Origin of the sequence: Kluyvera sp. CHPC 1.2972, from assembly GCF_036759925.1 — a bacterium.
Lineage (GTDB): Bacteria > Pseudomonadota > Gammaproteobacteria > Enterobacterales > Enterobacteriaceae > Kluyvera.
The window spans coordinates 200,852-221,736 of record NZ_JAPKIB010000003.1 but is presented as its reverse complement, the minus strand read 5'-3'; the positions used below and the strand labels follow the sequence as shown (position 1 = coordinate 221,736).

18 protein-coding genes, 1 pseudogene and 1 other annotated feature are annotated in these 20,885 nt (G+C 55.7%); of the genes and pseudogenes, 8 read left to right on the top strand and 11 right to left on the bottom strand.

Annotation, left to right across the window (positions count from 1 at the left end; genetic code table 11):
* Window positions 1–139: 139 nt before the first annotated feature.
* From V6944_RS07050 to V6944_RS07040, 3 genes and pseudogenes are all read right to left on the bottom strand, one after another.
* A pseudogene (locus tag V6944_RS07050) lies at window positions 140–311 on the bottom strand (hypothetical protein); the annotation flags it as partial.
* Between the two features lie 227 nt (window positions 312–538).
* A complete protein-coding gene (locus V6944_RS07045; protein ID WP_333498417.1) occupies window positions 539–739 on the bottom strand; it encodes a hypothetical protein in 201 nt (66 codons plus the stop codon).
* 263 nt (window positions 740–1,002) lie between these two features.
* Window positions 1,003–1,209, bottom strand: a complete 207-nt coding sequence (locus tag V6944_RS07040; RefSeq protein ID WP_333498416.1) for a hypothetical protein — start codon at window positions 1,207–1,209, stop codon at window positions 1,003–1,005.
* 721 nt (window positions 1,210–1,930) lie between these two features.
* On the opposite strand from V6944_RS07040, the gene V6944_RS07035 reads away from it, so the two are divergent.
* Complete coding sequence (locus V6944_RS07035; RefSeq protein ID WP_333498415.1) at window positions 1,931–3,454, top strand: EAL domain-containing protein; 1,524 nt, start codon at window positions 1,931–1,933, stop codon at window positions 3,452–3,454.
* A 9-nt stretch (window positions 3,455–3,463) separates the two neighbouring features.
* On the opposite strand, the gene V6944_RS07030 is transcribed toward V6944_RS07035, so the two are convergent.
* Together V6944_RS07030 and V6944_RS07025 are read right to left on the bottom strand one after the other, a co-directional pair.
* Window positions 3,464–4,096 carry a LysE family translocator gene (locus tag V6944_RS07030; RefSeq protein ID WP_333496364.1) on the bottom strand — a complete coding sequence of 211 codons (633 nt, stop codon included), beginning with the start codon at window positions 4,094–4,096 and terminating at the stop codon, window positions 3,464–3,466.
* Window positions 4,097–4,421: 325 nt separating this feature from the next.
* Window positions 4,422–5,369: a quinone oxidoreductase family protein gene (locus V6944_RS07025; RefSeq protein ID WP_333498414.1), complete on the bottom strand. Its 948-nt coding sequence runs from the start codon at window positions 5,367–5,369 to the stop codon at window positions 4,422–4,424.
* 75 nt (window positions 5,370–5,444) lie between these two features.
* On the opposite strand from V6944_RS07025, the gene V6944_RS07020 reads away from it, so the two are divergent.
* A complete protein-coding gene (locus tag V6944_RS07020) occupies window positions 5,445–5,900 on the top strand; it encodes a MarR family winged helix-turn-helix transcriptional regulator (protein ID WP_333498413.1) in 456 nt (151 codons plus the stop codon).
* Between the two features lie 32 nt (window positions 5,901–5,932).
* Here V6944_RS07020 and trpA read toward each other — a convergent pair whose 3' ends face one another.
* The 5 genes from trpA to V6944_RS06995 are packed head-to-tail and all read right to left on the bottom strand — an operon-like array spanning window position 5,933 to window position 12,464.
* Entirely contained in the window at window positions 5,933–6,742 is an 810-nt protein-coding gene (gene trpA, locus V6944_RS07015) for a tryptophan synthase subunit alpha (protein ID WP_333011811.1), read from the bottom strand.
* A complete protein-coding gene (gene trpB / locus V6944_RS07010; RefSeq protein WP_312658163.1) occupies window positions 6,742–7,935 on the bottom strand; it encodes a tryptophan synthase subunit beta in 1,194 nt (397 codons plus the stop codon). Before trpB ends, trpA begins: the two co-directional genes overlap by 1 nt.
* 9 nt (window positions 7,936–7,944) lie before the next feature.
* Entirely contained in the window at window positions 7,945–9,303 is a 1,359-nt protein-coding gene (trpCF, locus tag V6944_RS07005; RefSeq protein ID WP_333498412.1) for a bifunctional indole-3-glycerol-phosphate synthase TrpC/phosphoribosylanthranilate isomerase TrpF, read from the bottom strand.
* Window positions 9,304–9,306: 3 nt separating this feature from the next.
* Complete coding sequence (trpD, locus tag V6944_RS07000) at window positions 9,307–10,902, bottom strand: bifunctional anthranilate synthase glutamate amidotransferase component TrpG/anthranilate phosphoribosyltransferase TrpD (RefSeq protein ID WP_333498411.1); 1,596 nt, start codon at window positions 10,900–10,902, stop codon at window positions 9,307–9,309.
* Window positions 10,902–12,464 carry an anthranilate synthase component 1 gene (locus V6944_RS06995; RefSeq protein ID WP_185666020.1) on the bottom strand — a complete coding sequence of 521 codons (1,563 nt, stop codon included), beginning with the start codon at window positions 12,462–12,464 and terminating at the stop codon, window positions 10,902–10,904. The genes trpD and V6944_RS06995 overlap by 1 nt, the downstream gene beginning before the upstream one ends.
* A 34-nt stretch (window positions 12,465–12,498) precedes the next feature.
* Window positions 12,499–12,591: a sequence feature (Trp leader region), on the bottom strand.
* A gap of 167 nt (window positions 12,592–12,758) precedes the next feature.
* Between V6944_RS06995 and rnm the strand changes: the two genes are divergently transcribed.
* Window positions 12,759–13,640, top strand: a complete 882-nt coding sequence (gene rnm, locus V6944_RS06990; protein WP_333496369.1) for an RNase RNM — start codon at window positions 12,759–12,761, stop codon at window positions 13,638–13,640.
* Window positions 13,637–14,257 (top strand): L-threonylcarbamoyladenylate synthase, encoded by a 621-nt coding sequence (locus V6944_RS06985; RefSeq protein WP_333498410.1) that lies wholly within the window; start codon window positions 13,637–13,639, stop codon window positions 14,255–14,257. The genes rnm and V6944_RS06985 overlap by 4 nt, the downstream gene beginning before the upstream one ends.
* Window positions 14,258–14,295: 38 nt before the next feature.
* Here V6944_RS06985 and V6944_RS06980 read toward each other — a convergent pair whose 3' ends face one another.
* Window positions 14,296–15,207: a LysR family transcriptional regulator gene (locus V6944_RS06980; protein WP_333498409.1), complete on the bottom strand. Its 912-nt coding sequence runs from the start codon at window positions 15,205–15,207 to the stop codon at window positions 14,296–14,298.
* A 97-nt stretch (window positions 15,208–15,304) separates the two neighbouring features.
* Here V6944_RS06980 and V6944_RS06975 point away from each other — a divergent pair, with 97 nt between their 5' ends.
* The 4 genes from V6944_RS06975 (at window position 15,305) to V6944_RS06960 (ending at window position 20,873) form a co-directional block, all read left to right on the top strand.
* Window positions 15,305–15,796, top strand: coding sequence for a GNAT family N-acetyltransferase (locus V6944_RS06975; RefSeq protein WP_333498408.1), 492 nt, complete (start codon window positions 15,305–15,307; stop codon window positions 15,794–15,796).
* Between the two features lie 243 nt (window positions 15,797–16,039).
* Window positions 16,040–16,960 (top strand): 23S rRNA pseudouridine(2605) synthase RluB, encoded by a 921-nt coding sequence (rluB, locus tag V6944_RS06970; protein ID WP_333498407.1) that lies wholly within the window; start codon window positions 16,040–16,042, stop codon window positions 16,958–16,960.
* 181 nt (window positions 16,961–17,141) lie between these two features.
* Window positions 17,142–18,503 (top strand): MFS transporter, encoded by a 1,362-nt coding sequence (locus V6944_RS06965; protein ID WP_333498406.1) that lies wholly within the window; start codon window positions 17,142–17,144, stop codon window positions 18,501–18,503.
* 18 nt (window positions 18,504–18,521) lie between these two features.
* On the top strand, window positions 18,522–20,873 hold the full coding sequence (locus V6944_RS06960) for a beta-glucosidase family protein (protein ID WP_333498405.1): 2,352 nt from the start codon (window positions 18,522–18,524) through the stop codon (window positions 20,871–20,873).
* Window positions 20,874–20,885: the final 12 nt, after the last annotated feature.

Here is a 20,885-nt window from a genome sequence, read left to right as displayed (position 1 = left end):
CGCCAGCCTTTTTCCACTAGAAACTCTTCAGCGGCAATGCTTTTCATACCCAGAATAGTTTCTGCCTCGCCTACGATCTGACCATACTTTTTATTCGCAGCAGTTGCTGGCTTAGGCGCCGTTTTGGCAAGCGGTTTGCCTGCATTCGCGGCGTTTTGCGCCTTGGTTTTGTTGATGTCGCAGGTGACGCCTTCCGTCATCTGTGTACAGCCGGAACGGATGAGCTGCTCGCGGTATTTGGCATTAATAGCATGGGCCGGTGCGGAGGCAACGACGGCGAAGGCCAGCGCGGAAAGCATGATTTTTTTCATTAAGGATGGAGCCTGTGTTGTGTGTTTCGTTATAACTATTGCTGCTCTTATTACACTAAAAACTGAAGGGGATCGTACCAATCAGTCCGTCGTCAAATAACAGCGACAAGCGTATTCTATTGATGACTACTTTTTCTCATCGCGATAGCGGCGAGCATTATCGTACAGATTGACGCACATCGTATGACCTCACAAAAAATCCCCCCCATCACCAGGGGGGTCGTCTACTACAGACTAAAAGTGAATGATGAACAGCTTAAATACGTTTGAGGCACATAGTGCAGCAGGGCCACTAAGGCGACGATTAAGGCGTGAACTAGCGCCTTCACCGGCACAGCCACCAGTCCCTGAGAGAGCGCCAGGGTTAGGTTCAACGTCGTTAGCGATACGGTAATCACCGCCATCGTCAGCGCGAACGTAATGCTCATAATCCAACCTAGCGAACAGCAAGCGCGTAGTAATACCATTTTGAAAATCCTCTACATCAAACACGCTACTGTGCTTTAGTCAGTTGTGGCGAAAATAAAATATCGTGAACAGTACCGTTTAACCGCCGTGGTTTAATTATGTCGCTAATAAACGACATATTTCGCGCACGGGTAACCCGTAAAAACATCAGCGTTCTTTTTAATTTCCACTTAAAAGTACTTACATTGACCTGCCGTCAGTCGATATAAATAAACGAGCCTATTTACTCGGTTATCTCTGGATTACTTTCCCGATAAAGCACGAGCGCTTCGGTAATGATCTGCTGTTTACTTTTTCGCGTTTGGCTTGCCACTTCACGAACGTATTCACAAAGCTCGTCTGCGACACGCGCACTCAGCATTGTCAGCCCTGCATTCAGACTTTCGCCACGGCGTCGACGCTGAGCAGGATAGGTTCTGGCGTGTTTCATACGATTCTCTACGTCACCCAGGACATTATTTTTCTGCATGAAATATGAAGGTGCTCAAATGACATGTCAACGTACGAATAATGTCGTAGATATTGTATTAAAAACGTTAAGTATGAAGGGGAATATCCGCTATTTATTCCGAATGAAAGGGTAGACCGTGTGCAAGGACGTTTCCGTTATTTTTTGATGCCTGATGTTACATTTTGAAGCAGCATTGAACGTGGGAAAAATGTGCGGTAGACCTTGTCAGGTCATTGGACAGAAGAAAACGCAGTCTGGGCAACGCATTACGTTATGTTAAGGAGTAGGGAAATGCTCCCCTAATTTTGTATGATTTATATATCTGCATGGCGACGTTATTCATTATTTAATACAAAACAATCAGCATTGCATCCATGCTACTAGTACAAAAATGGTCAATTTTCTCGCAACAGTTTTTTAAAAAAAAGCGAAGGCATATCGCTTTATGGGCATCAGAAAAATGATCGACATTTGATTAATATCAAAAATAGATGAGTACCAGGAATACGTAAATCGACCGAACGTCGATAGAAAAATAGTTGTAAAATTAATCATTAGCGTGGAAAGCGATGAGTTTTAAGGGAAATAGCGACGTTTTTCATTCTCGTGATGGCGCGAATGGCATTTCTGGGTATTTTCAACCATGCTCAAAGTGTAAAATTTATGCGTCGCCGTACTCACTTTTAGCCAGGTAGCGTTAATGCGCAATGTCCTTATCCTCGTCATCGCCGCGGCGCTTCTGCTGATCTCCGGTATTTTTATTCTCAATGCCCAGCTCTGGTATTCGCTGCGTTCTGAACGTCTGGCGGGGGCACACTACGCGGCGAGAAATATAGCCACCATGCTGGGTGAAGCGCAGGAAGCCAGTCGGGGAGCGGAGGAGGTCATCGAAAAAGGATGTGATGCTCAGGGACAGTATCAGTTGGGCACTGAAGCAGCACTACAGCCGCATTTACGCACCCTCCTTATCTTTAAGGATGGCAGGGTGTGGTGCTCCTCGTTGCCGGGTAATCACATACTGATACTGCATGTGGCGCAGATCCCAGAGAAATCGCTGCTGTTATTATCGAGGGTGAACACGGTTGACGATCGTCCGGTGCTCTTATTCCAGCGCCGTTTTGCCGGAAAACGTATCATTATCACCGTGAGCGACCGCCATATTCGCGACGTTCTCAATACCCCGCTTCGTGATGCAAATTATTCACTGGTGGTGGATAACCAGGTGATGGGCCTATCTGGTGATATTCAGCCTCATCCAGCAAACCTGCCCGGTCATGGCATGGTGAGTGTGGAACATTATCCCTTTGCTATTCAGTACAATCTTCCCGCGCTGTTCAGCGTCGAACGGCTGGTTCATCAAGGCGGCGGGATTCTGATTTTCCTGCTGCTGCTCTCCGGCGTTGCCGCCTATGCGCTGTATCAATACCTTAATAAAAGCACGACACCGGAAGAGACGCTGCGCAAAGCGATTGCCAAAGGGGAAATCGTGCCTTACTACCAGCCCATCGTAAACGGTCGAGAAGGGACGCTGCGCGGCGTGGAAGTACTGGCCCGCTGGAAACACCCCAAAGCGGGCTTTATCTCTCCCGCGGTCTTTATTCCCGCAGCTGAAAAATCGGGCTTAATTGTGCCGCTAACCCGCAGCCTGATGGCGCAGGTGGTGGCGCATATGAATGCCATTGAGAGCAAGCTACCGGAAGGTTTTCACATCGGAATTAATTTCAGCGCATCGCATATTGTGGCACCGGGTTTTGTGACCGAGTGTCTGGCGTACAAGCAGCATTTTGCTCGCCAGGATCTGAATCTGGTGATTGAAGTCACGGAGTGGGAACCGCTGCATGTCGATGAGCATCTGATTCAGACGCTGAACGTGTTGCATGAAAATGGCTTCGCCATTGCACTGGATGATTTCGGTACCGGTTACTCCGGACTCTCTTATCTGCACGACCTACATATTGACTACATCAAAATCGATCAGAGTTTTGTCGGCCGGGTAAACGCCTATGAGGACTCGACGCTGATTCTGGATTCCGTGCTTGAACTGGCGCGTAAACTCTCAATCAGCATCGTTGCTGAAGGGGTCGAGACCCAGGCGCAGGTCGATTACCTCAGCCGAAATAACATTACCTACCTGCAGGGGTACTATTTTTTCAAACCGGTATCCCTGCCTGAGCTGGTCAAAATTCTGCTGTCAAAACCGAAGGTCAGGGTGGTTGTTGAATAGCCCAGACCGCTAGCGACGTGATTCAGTGGCAATCTTAATGGCCAACCCCGTCAATACGCCGCCCATCAGCCAGCGCTGGATGGTGCCAAATGAGGGGCGACGCACCAGAAACAGCGCAATGGTCCCGGCGGAAAGTGCCACCAGCGCGTTGATCGACACGCTAATCACAATCTGCGTCATGCCCAGCATCAATGATTGTGTCAGCACGCTGCCGCTGGCGGGGTTGATAAACTGCGGCAGCAACGAAAGGTAGACGATGGCAATTTTGGGGTTCAACAGATTGGTCAGAAAGCCCATCAGGAACAGTTTGCGCGGGCTGTGCTGGGGCAGCTCTTTAAGCTGAAACGGCGAACGTCCGCCGGGGCGCACCGACTGCCACGCCATCCACAGTAGATAGGCCACACCGGCAATGCGCAGCGCATCATAGGCATAGGGCACCGCCATCATCAACGCGGTTAAGCCGAAGGCGGCGCTGACCATATAGAAGATAAAGCCCAGCGCTACACCGCCGAGTGAGACCAGCCCCGCAGTGCGTCCCTGAGAAATGGAGCGTGAAATCAGGTAGATCATATTGGGGCCGGGGGTGAGCGCCATGCCGAGTGAGACGAGGGCGAACGCGAGAATGTTGTGGGACTCTGACATGGGTAACTCCAGCGGGGCGAAGAGTTTTTATACTACGACTTCTCATTCATACGGGCGAGACAATTGTTGGTAGGGAACGGCTCCCGGCGGCGCTTCGCCTGGACGGGCTACAAATGGTGTAGCCCGGGCGAGGCGTTTACGCCGACCCCGGGGCCGGCACGAGGACAAAAAAAAGCCCGCATAAAATGCGGGCAAAAATACTGGAAGCAATGTGAGCAATGTCGTACCGAATACCTGAGTGATTTGCTCAACTATTCGGTAATGAGAAAGATAATATTTCTCATTTAAGATATCAACCCTATCTTTTGTGTGAAAGCGCTTTTTTTTATTCCAGGGTGAATACCGTACGCTTCTGGCTATCATCCAGCGGCCAGGCGGTAGCAACGTTTTGCAACGCCACGGGCGTGGTCGCGATGGTAAACTCACCTGCGGCCGCCGCATTCAGCATCTCGCCGGTCGCCTGCAACAGTTGCGCCATCGGCAGGCTGCCAATCCCGCTGCCCATTAACTGCAGCGGGGCAGAGCGCAGCACCGCGCCGCTAAGGGCAATATCGCTTCCAGCAAGCGACCCGACCTGTACGTAGCGAATCGGTGTGTCGCCTCGGCTGTATTTCGCCAGTGCGGGCAGCAGCAGTTCTGCGCTGTGGCCCCAGAGATAATCGACAACAACATCAATGCCCTGGTTGGCCTGAACGGCGAATTCCGCGCTGAGGGTGGTGTCATCACCGGTGAGCAGAATGGTGGCATCAGCGCCCAGCGTCGCGAGGGTACTGGCATTACGCCCGGTGGCGATCACCTTTTTGGCGCCGAGATAGCGGGCAATCTGCACCGCGAGCTGCCCGGCGCTGCCGGTCGCGCCGTTTACCAGGACGGTTTCACCGGCCTGGAAATGCGCGCGCTTCACCAGCGCCGCCCAGGCGGACATTCCTGGGTTGGCCATCGCGGCGGCAGTGACATCATCTAAGCCATCCGGCAGCGCAAAGCAGTTCTGACGGGCAACAGGCGCGAACTGCGCCACGCTGCCCCACGGCGCGGTTGGGAAGGCAAAATAGACCCGCTCATCGGTAGGGAGCATGCCGGTACCGTCGATACCGACAACAAACGGCAGCGTGCCGTCAAAGCTGTAGTGTTTACCGGAGGCGCGGCTTTTCACTACGTGGCTAATGGCGGCGGCGTGGACGCGAACCAGCGTCTGCTGCTCTCCTACCTGCGGTTCATCAAAATCGGCCCATACTGGGCCTTGGGCGAGGTCAAAGACCACGGCAGCTTTCATCAGTGTGTCTCCAAAAGGTATTTATGTGTAAAATGCACATATCAGATAACGGCACTATACTCGCCTGGAGAATATATGCAATATGCACATAATGATTATGACATCACGGAATTCCACGGCGCGCTGCTGGATATCATCGGCGTGATGAACCAGCCCGCCCGGGATGAGCAGCTGTTACAGGCGGCAGGGGTGCAGCTGGAGCAGCTGCTGTTTCCGCTGCTGGTGGCGATTGGCCGCCGTGGGCCGATAGGGGTGGTGGAGTTGGCGGATAACCTCGGGCGGGATTACACCACCGTTAGCCGTCAGGTGAAGAAACTTGAAGCGCAGGGGTTAGCGCATAAGCAGCCAAACGCGCGCGACAGGCGGATTAGCGAAGTGACGCTAAGTGAGCAGGGACAGGCGATTTTTGCGCAGATAGCGGTGGCTCGACAAACGCTGATGAATCGGGTGCTGGCGAACTGGTCGCCGGAAGAGGTGCAGGCGCTGTTCACGCTGACGCGTAAATACGCCGACAGCCTGCAACAGCAATAAGCCGCCTGACGAGCGTCAGGCGGCCTGAGGCATTACGCTGATTTAGTTGCCGCTTTCATGCTGGTAACAAAGCTTGAAAGCTCATCCAGCATCGCCTGCGGGTTCTCGACGTTACGCTCAATGATTTTGACAATCGCAGAGCCCGAGATAGCCCCGGCAGCGCCGGCGTCGATGGTCGCCGTCACCTGATCCGGTGCGGAGATACCAAAGCCCTGCAGCGGCGGTGCCGCATTGTACTCAGCCAGTTTTTCCACCAGATGATGCAGCGGCAGCGCGGCGCGGGTTTCGGTACCGGTTACGCCTGCGCGTGAGAGCAGGTAGGTATAACCCCGACCGTGTTCGGCAATCTGGCGCAGCAGTTCATCGTCGGCGTTGGGCGGGCAGATGAAGATCGGCGCGACGTTATGGCGCATCGCGGCCTGACGGAACGGCGCGGACTCTTCTACCGGCACATCGGCAACCAGCACGGAATCGACGCCGACGCGAGCGCACTCGGCGTAGAACGCATCGATACCGCGGTTGAAGACCAGGTTGGCATACATCAGCAGGCCAATCGGAATTGTCGGGTGCTTGTGGCGAATCGCTGCCAGCATCTCAAAGCACTGGGTCGGCGTGACGCCCGAAGCAAAGGCGCGCAGGGTCGCGTTCTGAATCGTTGGACCATCGGCCAGCGGGTCAGAGAACGGGATCCCCAGCTCCAGCGCGTCGGCACCCGCGGCAATCAGCGTGTCGATAATCTTCAGCGACTGCTCTGGGTTTGGGTCGCCCAGGGTGACGAAGGGAACAAACGCGCCTTCCTTGCGGGCCTTCAGTTGAGCAAACAGGTTGTCATAGCGTTCCATCAGATTTCCCCTCGCGCTTTCAGAATATCGTGTACGGTAAAGATGTCTTTGTCGCCGCGACCGGACAGGTTAACGACCAGCAGCTGCTCTTTTTCTGGGTTTTCACGCATCATTTTCAGCGCGTGGGCCAGGGCGTGAGAAGACTCCAGCGCCGGGATAATCCCTTCGTGGCGGCTGAGTTCCTTGAAGGCGTCCAGCGCTTCGTTATCGGTAATCGACACGTACTCGGCGCGACCAATGCTGTTCAGGAAGGCGTGCTGCGGCCCAACGGACGGGAAGTCCAGACCGGCAGAGATAGAGTATGACTCTTCAATCTGGCCTTCATCGGTCTGCATCATCGGCGATTTCATACCAAAGTAGATGCCAACGCGACCGTGCTTCAGCGGTGCGCCGTGTTCGCCGGTTTCGATACCGTGACCGGCAGGTTCAACGCCAATCAGGCCGACGCTGGTTTCGTCGATAAAGTCGGCGAACATACCGATAGCGTTAGACCCGCCGCCGACGCAGGCAATCACGGCATCCGGCAGGCGACCTTCTTTTTCGCGGATCTGCACTTTGGTCTCTTCGCCAATCATGCGCTGGAATTCACGCACGATGGTTGGGAACGGGTGCGGGCCCGCGGCGGTGCCGAGCATATAGTGCGCGGTTTCATAGCTGCCAGACCAGTCGCGCAGCGCTTCGTTACAAGCATCTTTCAGCGTAGCGGAGCCGCTGTGTACCGCGATAACCTCTGCACCCATCAGGCGCATACGGAAGACGTTCGGCGACTGACGTTCAATATCTTTCGCGCCCATATAGATGCGGCACTTCAGGCCGAGCAGGGCGCAGGCGAGTGCGGAAGCCACGCCGTGCTGACCGGCGCCGGTTTCGGCGATGATCTCAGTTTTGCCCATACGCTTTGCCAGCAACGCCTGACCCAGCACCTGGTTGGTTTTGTGCGCGCCACCGTGCAGCAAATCTTCACGCTTGAGGTACAGCGTGGTTTTGGTGCCTTCCGTCAGGTTACGACACTTGGTCAGGGCCGTTGGACGACCGGCATAGTTTTTCAGCAGGTCAGTAAACTCTGCCTGAAACGCAGGGTCTTTCTGGGCGCTGACGAAAGCCTCTTCCAGCTGGCGCAGGGCGGGCATTAGAATCTGCGGAACGTACATCCCGCCAAATTCACCAAAATAGGGGTTCAGTAAAGTGCTCATTATTGCTCCTTAATATGCGCGCAGCGTTTGAAATGCCGAGGCCAATTTGCTGGCATCTTTAATACCCGGCTGTGACTCTACGCCTGAATTGAAATCCAGCCCGACGCAGCCGCTTTTGGCCGCTTCTACGCAGTTATCTGCGCTTAAACCACCGGCCAGAATCACGTTGCTCAGATCCTGACCTTGTAACAGTGTCCAGTCGAAACGCTGCCCGGAACCGCCCTGACCGTTGTCGAACACGTATTTATCGACGTGGTTGAGGTCACGAGATGGCAGCGTGTCGGCGACGCTCAGCGCTTTCCAGATTTGCACGCTGGCAGGGAGTTCGGCGCGCAGAGCATCGATATAAGCCTGGTCTTCGCTGCCGTGCAGTTGAACGGCTTTCAGCTGCAATGTCGTCGCGCGTTCCACGACTTCGGCCGTTGGGGTATTACGGAACACGCCCACGTAGGAGAGCGGGGCGCCATTTATCACTTCACGCGCTTGCGCATCGTTTACCGCACGCGGTGAGGTTGGCACAAAAATCAGGCCGCCGTAGATAGCACCGGCTTCATAGGCTGCTTGCGCATCTTGTGGGCGGGTCAGCCCGCAGACTTTGTTTTCGCCCAGCAGCACACGGCGGACGGCGGCGTTCAGGTCATCGTAGGCCATCATCGCCGAACCAATCAGGAAGCCGTTGGCGTAGTGGCTCAGGTCACGAACCTGCGCGTTGGTATTGATGCCGGATTCACTGATCACCGTGACATCGTGGCCCAGACGCGGCGCCAACTGGCGAGTGCGGTTCAAATCGATAGAGAGATCGCGGAGGTCGCGGTTGTTGATCCCCACGACTTTCGCCTTCAGCGCAATTGCGCGCTCCAGCTCTTCTTCGTTGCTGACTTCGGTCAGCACGCCCATGTTCAGGCTATGCGCGACTGCCGCCAGTTGACGATACTGCTCGTCGTCCAACACGGAGAGCATCAGCAGGCAGGCGTCCGCCTGGTAGAAACGCGCCAGGTAGATCTGGTAGGCATCGATAATAAAGTCTTTGCACAGAATCGGCTGCGGCGCGATGCCGCTGACGATAGGCAGGAAGTCGAAGCTGCCCTGGAAATACTTCTCATCGGTCAGTACGGAAATTGCCGAAGCGTAGTGCTTATAAACGTTAGCAATGCGCGCCGGGTCGAAATCATCGCGGATCACCCCTTTCGACGGAGAGGCTTTTTTGCACTCCAGAATAAAGGCGGTACGGGTGCCGCGCAGCGCATCATAGAAGCTGCGCTGGCTTGGCTGTACGTCGTTCTGGAACGAGGCTAATGGTTGTTGCTGTTTGCGGGCTTCTACCCAAATCGCTTTATCGGCAACGATTTTTGCTAATACGGTCTGCATTTCTTATCCTCTTGCCGCTAATGCGGTGACGCGGTCGTAGGCTGCACCACTGTGCAGAACATCCAGCACTTGTTGTACGTTGGCTTTCAGGTCTTCGTGACCGTACAGGCGCAACAGCATGGCGACGTTGACCGCCACCGCGGACTCATGGGCCGCTTCACCTTTACCTTGTAGCAAGCGCGTCAGAATGTCACGGTTTTCTTCCGGCGTGCCCCCGGCCAGTTCGGCCTGATGATAAGGCTTGAGGCCAAAGTCATCAGCGGTCAGCTGATAGCTCTTAATTTCGCCCTCATTCAGCTCCGCAACGACCGTTGGCGCGTGCAACGACACTTCATCCATACCGCCGCTGTGAACCACCGCCGCACGCTGATAACCCAGTACGCGCAGGGTTTCTGCAATCGGCAGCACCAGTTCCGGGCTGTAGACACCAATCAGCGCCAGCGGCGGATGCGCCGGGTTAATCAGCGGCCCCAGCACGTTGAACAGGGTGCGGGTTTTCAGCTGCTGACGAACCGGCATGGCGTGACGGAAACCGGTGTGATACTTTGGTGCGAACAGGAAGCACACCCCGAGTTCATCCAGCGCCTGACGCGATTTGTCGGCGTTCATATCGAGATTAATGCCGAAAGCGGCCAGCAGGTCGGAAGAGCCAGACTTACTGGAGACGCTGCGGTTGCCGTGTTTGGCGACCTTCAGCCCACACGCGGCGGCGACAAAGGCGCTGGCGGTGGAGATGTTGATGCTGTTGCTGCCGTCGCCGCCGGTGCCGACGATATCGGCAAACGGATAGTCCGGACGTGGGAACGGCGCGGCGTTTTCCAGCAGGGCGGTGGCGGCACCGGCAATCTCATTCGGGCTTTCGCCGCGAATTTTCATGCTCACCAGCGCGGCGGCCAGCTGTTCTGGTTTCACTTCACCGCGCACCACGGCGGAGAAGAGCTGATGGCTTTCCTGCTGAGACAGGGTTTCGGCCTGATACAGTTTTTCCAGAATCGGCTGCAGCGTGTTGCTCTGCTCCAGCTTTTGCAGCGCCCATGCCAGCGTTTGTTCCAGCAGACGAGCGCCCTGCGTGGTCAGAATCGATTCCGGGTGGAACTGGAAGCCGCAGACGCGATCCGCGTCGTGACGTACCGCCATCACCATGCCATTGAAATGGGCGTTGATGGTTAAACCGGCCGGAATGTTGCTGCCTACCAATGAGTGGTAGCGCGCCACCGGCAGCGGGTTGCTTAAGCCAGCAAACATTGCCTGGCCGTCGTGTTCAATGCTGGAGGCTTTGCCGTGCAGGATTTCGCCTGCCTGACCAACATAGCCGCCGTAGGCTTCAACAATTGCCTGATGACCGAGGCAGATACCGATAATCGGCAGCTTACCGCGCATGCGGGTCAGCAGTTCAGGCATACAGCCCGCTTCAGACGGGGCACCGGGGCCAGGAGAGAGCATCAGTACCGGGTTATCCATGGTGCCCAGACGTTCAATTAAGGTCTGTGCTGGAACGTGGTTACGGTAAATCACCACGTTGTGGCCGTTTGCGCGCAGCTGATCTGCCAGGTTGTAAGTAAAGGAGTCGATGTTATCGAGCAGCAGAATGTCAGCCATCAGAAAATCTCCTGTGCATGATGAGCGGTGGCGATGGCGCGCAGAACCGCACGAGCTTTATTACGGGTTTCGTCGGCTTCAGACTGCGGAACGGAATCCAGAACCACCCCGGCGCCAGCCTGAACGGTCGCAATGCCGTTTTCAACGAACGCGGAGCGGATAACGATGCAGGTATCAAGGTCGCCGTGGGCGGTGAAGTAACCCACCGCGCCGCCGTAGCTACCGCGGCGTTTACCTTCAGCGGCAGCAATCAGCTGCATTGCACGCACTTTCGGCGCGCCGCTCAGGGTGCCCATGTTCATGCAGGCGCGGTAGGCGTGCAACACGTCGAGGTCTTTACGCAGCTCGCCAACCACGCGGGAGACGAGGTGCATCACAAAGGAGTAACGGTCAACTTTGGTCAGGTCTGCCACGTAGCGGCTGCCGGGCGTACAGATACGCGCCAGGTCGTTACGCGCCAGGTCAACCAGCATCAGATGCTCGGAGAGCTCTTTATGGTCGGTACGCATTTCCAGCTCAATGCGGCTGTCGAGGTCACGATCCAGCGAGCCGTCAGCGCGGCGGCCGCGTGGGCGGGTACCGGCAATCGGGTAGATCTCAATCTGGCGGTTGGTCGCGTCATACTTCAGCGAGCTTTCCGGTGAGGCACCGAACAGGGTGAAATCATTGTCCTGCATAAAGAACATATACGGGCTTGGATTGCTCTTCTTCAGCACGTCGTAGGCGGCGAGCGGAGAAGGGCAAGGCAGCGAGAAGCGGCGAGACGGTACCACCTGGAAGATTTCCCCGGCGCGAATCGCTTTTTGCATCTTACGCACCACATCACCGTACGCTTCGTCACTTTGGTTCGTTTCGCAGCGCATGGTGCTAATTTCATGTACCGGCAGCGCTGACGGCGGCTCGTTCAACTGCTGGCGAACCTGGGCGATACGCTGCTGCAGGCGGTCTTTTTCTGATTCTGATGGTGTAAACAGGCTGGCCTGAATACGCGTGTTTTTGGTCTGGTGATCAATCACCAGCAGCGTTTCAGCCAGATAGAAGCAGTAGTCCGGGCAGCTGGTATCGCTTTCCAGTTGCGGCAGGTCTTCGAAACCAGCGACCAGGTCATAGGCAAACAGGCCACCGAAGAACATCGCTTCACGTTCGTTCTGCGGAACGATCACCAGCTCTTGTAACAGGCGGAAGGCGTCGAACACCGACAGTGAACACAGGCGAGCATCTTCATCCAGAAGCGAACTCACCGCCGGGAAGCGCAGTACGCGGCAGGTTGGCTGGCGGTTGTTTTCGACGCCCGCTGGTAGCGCGGCATCCAGCAGCGGCAGCAGGGAAGCGCCGTTATCTGACAGCGCCTGAATGGTGACGGTATCGCCCAGCGCGGTGATGCGCAGCGCGCTATCGACCAGCAGCAGGCTCTTTAAATCGTTTTTGCTATCAATGTCGGCTGATTCAAGCAGCAGCGTCGCCGGGCGCGCACCGCACAGCTGATGGAACAGCGCGGTGGGATTTTCACGGTAAATCGCGTCACTGGTCAGAAGCTCGAGCATAGGTTTTTGTGTTTGCATCGTTGTTCTCGCCTGTTCTGAATAATTTTTACTTAATAAAAAGCCCGCTCATTGGCGGGCCGGGTATCTGTATGCATAACGCAGACGTGATGACTCCGCCCTACTGGGAAGTACGCCACCAACCGCCGTGCAGAGCAATGATTTTATGCGTCATGTTGAGATACCTTCTACTAAGTGAACTTGCGTACTAGTTAACTAGTTCGAGAGGGCAAAGTCAACCCCTGATTTTAGAATTTCACGCAATGCCGTTATGATAGGCCGCGAATCTTTATAGGTAGTCCAATGGGAGCTGTTTTGAGCGACAACGAGTACGCCATCATTTATGACCTGCATAGCCACACGGTCGCCTCCGACGGACGACTGACGCCGGAAGCGCTGGTGCATCGTGCGCTGGAAAACCGCGTAGGCACGCTGGCGATCACCGACCATGATTCTGTCGCTGCCATTCCTGCTGCACGAGCGGAAATCGCCCGCGCTGGTTTGCCGCTGACGCTGATTAGCGGCGTAGAAATCTCGACCCTGTGGGAAAATCACGAGATCCATATCGTTGGCCTGAATATTGATATTGCCAATCCGGCGCTCACAGCGTTCTTAAGCGCACAGATAGCCCGCCGCGAGCAGCGCGGGGTGATGATCGCCGAGCGGCTGGAAAAAGCGCATATCCCTGGTGCCTGGGAGGCCGCGCAGAAGTATGCCGATGGCGGGGCGGTGACGCGGGCGCACTTCGCGCGTTTCCTCGTCGAGCAGGGCAAAGCGAGTAATATTGGCGACGTTTTTAAAAAGTACCTCGCACGTGGGAAAACCGGATACGTTCCGCCACAGTGGTGTACAATAAAGGAAGCTATTGATGTCATTCATCATTCGGGTGGGGTAGCGGTATTGGCCCATCCGGGGCGGTATAATTTGTCCGCCAAGTGGCTGAAAAGACTGCTGGCACACTTTAGTGAACACGGCGGCGACGCGATGGAAGTCGCCCAGTGCCAGCAAGCGCCTCACGAGCGCGCTCAGCTTGCCACCTATGCCCGCGAATACGGTTTACTGGCGTCACAAGGGTCGGATTTCCATCAGCCCTGCCCGTGGATTGAACTGGGCCGCAAACTGTGGTTACCCGCAGGCGTCGAGGGTGTCTGGCAGCGCTGGGAGCAGCCGCAGAATTCAACTGAGAGGGAAGCATGAGTCAGTTTTTTTATATCCATCCGGATAACCCGCAGGCGCGTCTGATTAACCAGGCGGTCGAGATTGTGCGTAAGGGCGGCGTCATCGTCTACCCAACCGACTCCGGCTACGCGCTGGGCTGCAAAATTGAAGATAAAGGCGCGATGGAGCGTATCTGCCGCATCCGTCATCTGCCGGACGGCCACAACTTTACGCTGATGTGCCGCGACCTGTCCGAGCTGTCGACTTACTCCTACGTCGATAACGTGGCGTTTCGCTTAATCAAAAACAACACGCCGGGCAACTACACCTTCATCCTGCAGGGGACCAAAGAAGTGCCACGTCGCCTGCTGCAGGAAAAGCGTAAAACTATCGGGATGCGCGTACCGTCAAACCCGATTGCTCAGGCGCTGCTGGAAACCTTAGGCGAGCCAATGCTGTCGACCTCTCTGATGCTGCCGGGCAGTGATTTTACCGAATCCGACCCTGAAGAGATTAAAGATCGTCTGGAGAAACAGGTGGATCTGATCATCCACGGCGGCTACCTCGGCCAGCAACCCACCACCGTTATCGACCTGACCGAAGATTCGCCGGTCGTGGTGCGTGAAGGCGTCGGCGACGTTAAACCGTTCCTCTGATCCTTCCTGACCCGGCGACGCCTCGCCGGGTATCTCTTCTATTCCAGCTGACTTATCTGCTCCAGCATCCACTGCTGCGCTTTCGCCTGTCCGCTCGCCGGGCGGTAATACACTTTCAGAGTGTAAGGGGGAATAGGGAACGGCGGCGTGTGCAGGGTGAGCTGGCGGGTATCAAAAAGCTGGTGCACCCCGCGACGCGGTAGCGTGATGGCCAGATCCGTGCGGCTGACGATAAACGGTGCCGACATGACGCTCGGCAGTTCCACCACTGTGCGTCGACTCACGTGGCGTGAGGCAAGGTAGCTGTCGATGGGACGATGGTGTTCGTTCCACGGGCTGACCACAACGTGACCCAACTGCAGATAGGTTTCTGGTGTCAGCGTCTCGTTCGCCAACGGATGACCTTTGCGCACCGCCACCACGTAGTCGTCGGTAAACAGCTCCAGCGACGCTAAGCCGTGGCGAGGCTGCACATTCTCTTCCTCAAATCCGATGGCAAAATTGACTCTGCCAGTCAGCAGTTCTTCCAGCGCGTCATATTCGCGGGAGTAGACAATCCGCGTGCGAATACCGGGCGCGCAGGCCTGAAGCCGGGCTATCAATTCGGGGAAAAATACCGCGGCGGTATAATCGGTGGCGGCAAAGGTGAAGGTCTGGTTGCTGGTTTCAGGCTGAAAGCGATCGGCCTGACCCAGCTCGCCGTTCAGCGCCGATAATGCTCCGGCAATGGCGGGAAACAGCGATTCCGCCCGTGGCGTCGGCTGCATCTGGCTACCCTGGCGGCTGAATAACGGATCGTTGAGTGAACTACGCAGGCGACTTAATGCGTGGCTGAATGCCGAAGGGCTCATAGCGAGCTCGCTGGCGGCTTCGGCCACGCGACGATGGCGGTAAAGGGAGTCGAAGACCAGCAGCAGGTTAAGATCCAGCAGGCGAAGATTACGATGCATGATATTCAGTTTGCCGTTGAAAAGAATGCAGCGTATTCATATCACGCTGGCGCTAGAATAGCGACCATCAACTGAAAGCTGTATCTCTGGAGGCATTGTGTCACACGCTACTTTCCGTCAGGCCACCCCGTCCGACATCGACCGTTGTTATGAAATTGAATCCGCAGCCTATCCGGCAGACGAAGCGGCGACGCGGGAGAAAATTGCCATTCGCATCGACCGCTATCCGCAGGGCTTTCTGTGCATGGAGCAGGATGGCGACATTATCGGCTTTATCAATGCAGGCTGCGCCTGGGAGGTGGTGATGTCGGATGAGGAGTTCAAAGAGCTGGTGGGCCACGACCCGCAGGCGCCGAACGCGGTGATTATGTCGGTGGTGCTGCACCCGGACTACCAGGGTAAAGGTCTTTCCACCGCGCTGATGCAGGCGTTTATCGAGCATATGCGCCAGCAGGGCAAAACGGCCATCTACCTGATGTGTAAAGCGCAGTATCTGGAGATGTATAAACGTTTTGGCTATCAGTTCCTTAAAAAGTCTGACTCGACGCACGGCGGGGAGGAGTGGTTTGAAATGGTGCAGGGGATTTAGCTTTTTATCGCGCCATCAGACTTCTTTTCGCCGCGACGGCCGATAAAGTGAAACAAAAGGGCAGGAACAAGCTGCCCTTTTCTCCTAAAATTCGTGTAGTATGTGCGGTCACCATTTTGGGTGGGTAGCCTGCGTCACGAAAATACGCCGCTGCCTGCCTCCTTATGCAACCCGGTGCTGATTCCCCGCGTTGCTGATGAAGTCTCTAAGACGCCTGTGAAGGCGACACCTGAAGGAAGCTCTATGAGCGATAAAAGCGATAAAAGCGAAAAACTGCAAAAAGTGCTGGCACGCGCCGGCCACGGCTCCCGTCGTGAAATTGAAACGATTATTGAAGCGGGCCGCGTTAGCGTGGACGGCAAAATCGCCAAGCTGGGCGATCGCGTTGAAGTGATCCCAGGCCTCAAAATTCGTATCGACGGGCACCTCATCTCCGTCAAAGAATCCGTAGAACAAATCTGTCGCGTTCTGGCGTACTACAAGCCGGAAGGCGAACTGTGTACGCGTAACGACCCGGAAGGTCGCCCGACCGTATTCGACCGTCTGCCAAAGCTGCGTGGCGCCCGCTGGATTGCCGTTGGCCGTCTGGACGTGAACACCTGCGGTCTGTTGCTGTTCACCACTGACGGTGAGCTGGCAAACCGCCTGATGCACCCAAGCCGTGAAGTTGAACGTGAATACGCGGTGCGCGTGTTCGGTGAAGTGGATGACACGAAAGTGCGTCAGCTCTCCCGTGGCGTACAGCTGGAAGATGGTCCTGCGGCATTCAAAACCATTAAATTCAGCGGCGGTGAAGGCATCAACCAGTGGTACAACGTGACCCTGACCGAAGGCCGTAACCGTGAAGTTCGCCGTCTGTGGGAAGCGGTAGGCGTGCAGGTGAGCCGTCTTATTCGCGTTCGCTACGGCGATATCCCGCTGCCGAAAGGCCTACCGCGCGGTGGCTATACCGAACTGGATCTGGCGCAGACCAACTATCTGCGTGAACTGGTAGAACTGCCAGCAGAAACCTCCTCGAAAGTGGCGGTAGAAAAAGATCGCCGTCGCATGAAGGCGAATCAGATCCGTCGCGCCGTGAAGCGTCACACCACCACCGGTGGTAATACCGGCAACAATAATAATACGAACCGTCGTTCCAGCACCCGTAATAAACCGAAAGGCTAACGACGTCAGTTCCGGCGGGCTCCCGCCGGAATACTCTCCCCGTGTTAATCTCTTCCTGTGATGTCATTCACACTTCTTTATAAAGACAAAAAACAGGAATTCCTCGGACAAAGAACGCAAAGTGATTAAATAGCCCTCGCCATATACTGTTGCCACAGATTACTCAAACAGGTAGCCCGAAATGGATACAACGAAAAAACTCTCGGCAAGCTATGTGGTTATCGGCGTCAAAGAAAAAATTGGCTACGGCTTCGGTGACTTTGCCTCTAATTTATCCTTCGGTTTTGTCTCTCTCTTTTTATTATTCTTCTATACCAACATTTACGGTATTAGCGCAGTTCAAGCGAGCCTGATCTTTGTTATTGCGCGAGTCGTTGATGCGATTTTTAATATTCTGATTGGCTTCGCTATTGATAAAACCCACAGCCGTTACGGCAAGCTACGCCCGTGGCTATTATATGGTTCGGTGCCGCTGGGGTTGCTGACCGTGCTGTGCTTCCTGCCGTTTGGCGGTGAGGCCAAATTCTGGTTCGCACTCTGTTCCTACACCATCTACTGCCTGGCGTACACCGCGGTCAACACGCCGTACTCGGCGCTGACCAACCGGTTAACCCAGCACGAGGCCTCACGCTCGTCGCTGTCGGTCTATCGCTTTGTGATGGCGATTGTCGGCTACCTGATCGTCTCTACTACCGCGGATATTCTGATTTCACCGTTTGACGACAAACAGTTGGGCTACGTCTTTGCCGTCTCCTGCTTTGCGCTGCTGGCGACGTTCCTGTTCCTTGCCTGCTTTGGCATGACCAAAGAGCGCGTGGGAGAAGAAGAAGATACGCCGGCGCCGACGCTGCGTGAAATGTTCCGTGCGGTGGTGGGCAATGCGCCGCTGATTAACCTGTCGTTATTTACTGTTTTCTTTTATATCGCCTACACCGTGTGGATGGCGATCGCGATTTACTTTATTAAGTACATTATCGGCAATGAGGGTTTTACCGCCTCGTTCTTTATGATTCAGTCCGCCGCTTATATTTTGGGGACGGTGGTTTCTGAGAAAGTGATTGCCGTCATCGGCAAAAAGAAAATGACGCTGGTGGCGCTGTTGATTGGCGTGCTGGGCGTGCTGATGCAGTATTTTGTTGCCGGTAATAATATCTGGCTGATTATGACCGGGGTGTGCCTGTTCAGTATTACGCTGGGCATGGGATTTGTCGCCATGTGGTCAATGATTGCCGACACCGTGGAATATGCCGAATGGCACCACGGCGTGCGAACCGAAGGCGCTATTTACGGCTTCTTCAACTTTATTACCAAAATAGCGATGGCCATCGGCGGCGGTTGCGCCGGGTGGATGCTGGATTATTACCACTATGACGCCGCTAATATTAGTGCCGACGCGCTAAGTGGCATCAATATTCTCATGACGCTGTTCCCCGGCGCGATGTTTGCGATTAGCGCCATCTTCGTTGCCAGCTACTCGCTGGATGAAAAAACCTACCGCGACATCGTGCAGAAAATCAGCCTGCGCAAGCAGAACGCGCTTTAACCTCAGGGAGCCAGAGACATGAATCGTGATTTTAAAACGCTTATTGCGGCAATGAATGCAGAAGAGAAAGTGGCGCTGCTGACCGGCAGCGGGCTGTGGCGTACGGCGAGCCTGCCGCAGCACGGCATCGACGATATTGTGATGACCGACGGTACTTACGGCGTGCGTTACAGCAGCGCGCAGATAGACGGCAACGAAAAGTGGAGCATGGATGATTTTATCTCTGTGATCACCCAAACCGCCGACCGCGCTAACGCCGAAGAACCGGCAGCGAAAGGGGGCAGTGAGGCGTTGTTCAGCGCCTCGCTGCCAGCCACCTGTTTCCCTAACGGCTCAAGCCTTGCCTGTAGCTGGGATATAGATCTGGTCTATCAGATGGGCCAGGCGCTAGGGCGCGAATGCCAGCATATGGGCGTCGGGATTTTACTGGGGCCGGGGATTAATATTCGCCGCACGCCGCTGGCGGGGCGCGGTTACGAATACTATGCCGAAGATCCGGTAGTGAGCGGCGATATTGCCGCAGCGCTCATCAACGGCTTACAGGACGAAGGCGTGGGCGCCAGCCTGAAGCACTTTGCGGCCAACAACTCGGAATACCGCCGCACCGAAATGGACTCCGTTATTGAGGAGCGCGCGCTGCGGGAAATCTATCTGGCAGGCTTCCAGCGGGCAATTGCTAAATCGCAGCCGTGGACGGTGATGTCCTCCTATAACCGCCTGAACGGTGTGCAGACGTCACAAGACCCGTTCCTGCTGACACAGGTGCTGCGCGATGAGTGGGGCTACGACGGCCTGGTGATGTCTGACTGGTATGGTATTAAAGATCGTCCTGCATCGCTGATGGCGGGGAACGATCTGGCAATGCCGGAAACTCGCCGCGATAAGCAGACGCTGCTGGCGGCCATCAACGCAGGCGAAGTGCCAATGGCGGTGGTCGATAGCGCCTGCCTGCGAATGCTGGAACTGCTGGATAAAGTGCAGCGCAATCGCCGCCCGAATGCTCAGGCAGATTTCTCTGCACATCACCGCCTTTCGCAGCAGTTGGCGGCGGAATCTATCGTTCTACTGAAAAATGACGACAACCTTCTGCCGCTGCGCCCGGAAAAGACGCCGCGTATCGCCGTGCTGGGTAAACCGGCGCAGGAGCCAGTGATTCAGGGGTCCGGCTGCGCGACCACGGTGCCGTATCTGCTTGACCGTCCGCTAGATGAAATCTTTGACCTCGCCGGTGAAGCGTTCAGCGTCAGTTGGGCCATCGGCGCGCCGGACGATCTCCAGTGCGACGAAGCCGCGCTGGTTCAGGCGAAGGTGGTCGCGCAAGAGGCCGATGTAGCGGTGATCTTCGTCAGCACGGCGGTGGGTGAAGATGGTGAAAACGGCGACCGTCACGACCTGAATATTCTGGCGGTGCATGAGCGGCTGATTCGTGAAGTCGCCTCGGTTCAGCCCAACGTGGTGGTGGTGCTGGCAAACAGCGATGCGGTGGTGATGCCATGGCTTGGCGAATGCAAAGCGCTACTGGAAACCTTCTTTGCCGGGCAGGGCATGGGCCGCGCAGTGGCGGAAATTCTGTTCGGGCAGCGTAACCCAAGCGGCAAGCTAACGGTGACCGTGCCTAATACCCTGGAAGAGACGCCGGCCTGGCTGAACTATCCAGGTGAAAACCTGCGCCATCACTACGGTGAAGGGTTATTTGTTGGTTATCGCTACTACGATAAACGCTGCCTGACGCCGCGCTTCCCGTTTGGATTTGGCTTAAGCTATACCCAATTTAGCTACGACAACCTGTCGTTGTCAGCGGAGACGATTGGCGCGGACGACACGCTCACCGTTAGCTTTGAACTGAGCAACATCGGCGCGGTAGACGGCAAAGAGATTGTGCAGCTGTACGTTTCTGCTCCAGAGGGTGAATTGATCCGTGAAGTCCGCGCACTGAAAGGGTTTGATAAAATTGCCCTTGCGGCGGGTGAGACCCAACGCGTCAGCCTGCAGCTACCGATTAGCGAACTGGCCTGCTACCATCCTGGCCTTGCGGATTGGGTGATAACACCGGGGAACTGGCAGGTACATATTGGTGGTTCTTCCCGCGACCTGCCGCTGAACGCGACGTTTACGGTGGATTGCCCGGCGCGCTACGTGCCGCTGCGCGACGATAACTCGTTGCAGCAGTTGATACAGCAACCGAAAGCCTTTGCACGCGTAGTCCAGCTGATTGCCGATAAGAGCCAGCTGCCGCCAGAGCAGGTACGAGAAAAGCTGATTCGCCTGGCTCCGGACTTGTTCTGCGGCTTGCTGATTGCGCTGACCGAGTTCCTGGCGCTGGATATCGAGCGTGACGAGCTCAATGCCGTGCTGGCTGAACCCCAGTAACGGCCCATAACA

What these genes read in the sequence shown, in the direction of transcription:
- V6944_RS07025 (WP_333498414.1), bottom strand. Translation starts at nt 5,369, where the DNA reads ATGAAAGCTGCCGTGGTCTTTGACCTCGCCCAAGGCCCAGTATGGGCC.
- rluB (WP_333498407.1), top strand. Translation starts at nt 16,040, where the DNA reads ATGAGCGATAAAAGCGATAAAAGCGAAAAACTGCAAAAAGTGCTGGCA.
- trpD (WP_333498411.1), bottom strand. Translation starts at nt 10,902, where the DNA reads ATGGCTGACATTCTGCTGCTCGATAACATCGACTCCTTTACTTACAAC.
- V6944_RS07030 (WP_333496364.1), bottom strand. Translation starts at nt 4,096, where the DNA reads ATGTCAGAGTCCCACAACATTCTCGCGTTCGCCCTCGTCTCACTCGGC.
- trpA (WP_333011811.1), bottom strand. Translation starts at nt 6,742, where the DNA reads ATGGAACGCTATGACAACCTGTTTGCTCAACTGAAGGCCCGCAAGGAA.
- V6944_RS07035 (WP_333498415.1), top strand. Translation starts at nt 1,931, where the DNA reads ATGCGCAATGTCCTTATCCTCGTCATCGCCGCGGCGCTTCTGCTGATC.
- V6944_RS06960 (WP_333498405.1), top strand. Translation starts at nt 18,522, where the DNA reads ATGAATCGTGATTTTAAAACGCTTATTGCGGCAATGAATGCAGAAGAG.
- V6944_RS06985 (WP_333498410.1), top strand. Translation starts at nt 13,637, where the DNA reads ATGAGTCAGTTTTTTTATATCCATCCGGATAACCCGCAGGCGCGTCTG.
- V6944_RS06980 (WP_333498409.1), bottom strand. Translation starts at nt 15,207, where the DNA reads ATGCATCGTAATCTTCGCCTGCTGGATCTTAACCTGCTGCTGGTCTTC.
- trpB (WP_312658163.1), bottom strand. Translation starts at nt 7,935, where the DNA reads ATGAGCACTTTACTGAACCCCTATTTTGGTGAATTTGGCGGGATGTAC.
- V6944_RS07045 (WP_333498417.1), bottom strand. Translation starts at nt 739, where the DNA reads ATGAGCATTACGTTCGCGCTGACGATGGCGGTGATTACCGTATCGCTA.
- V6944_RS06995 (WP_185666020.1), bottom strand. Translation starts at nt 12,464, where the DNA reads ATGCAAACACAAAAACCTATGCTCGAGCTTCTGACCAGTGACGCGATT.
- V6944_RS06965 (WP_333498406.1), top strand. Translation starts at nt 17,142, where the DNA reads ATGGATACAACGAAAAAACTCTCGGCAAGCTATGTGGTTATCGGCGTC.
- trpCF (WP_333498412.1), bottom strand. Translation starts at nt 9,303, where the DNA reads ATGCAGACCGTATTAGCAAAAATCGTTGCCGATAAAGCGATTTGGGTA.
- V6944_RS07020 (WP_333498413.1), top strand. Translation starts at nt 5,445, where the DNA reads ATGCAATATGCACATAATGATTATGACATCACGGAATTCCACGGCGCG.
- V6944_RS07040 (WP_333498416.1), bottom strand. Translation starts at nt 1,209, where the DNA reads ATGAAACACGCCAGAACCTATCCTGCTCAGCGTCGACGCCGTGGCGAA.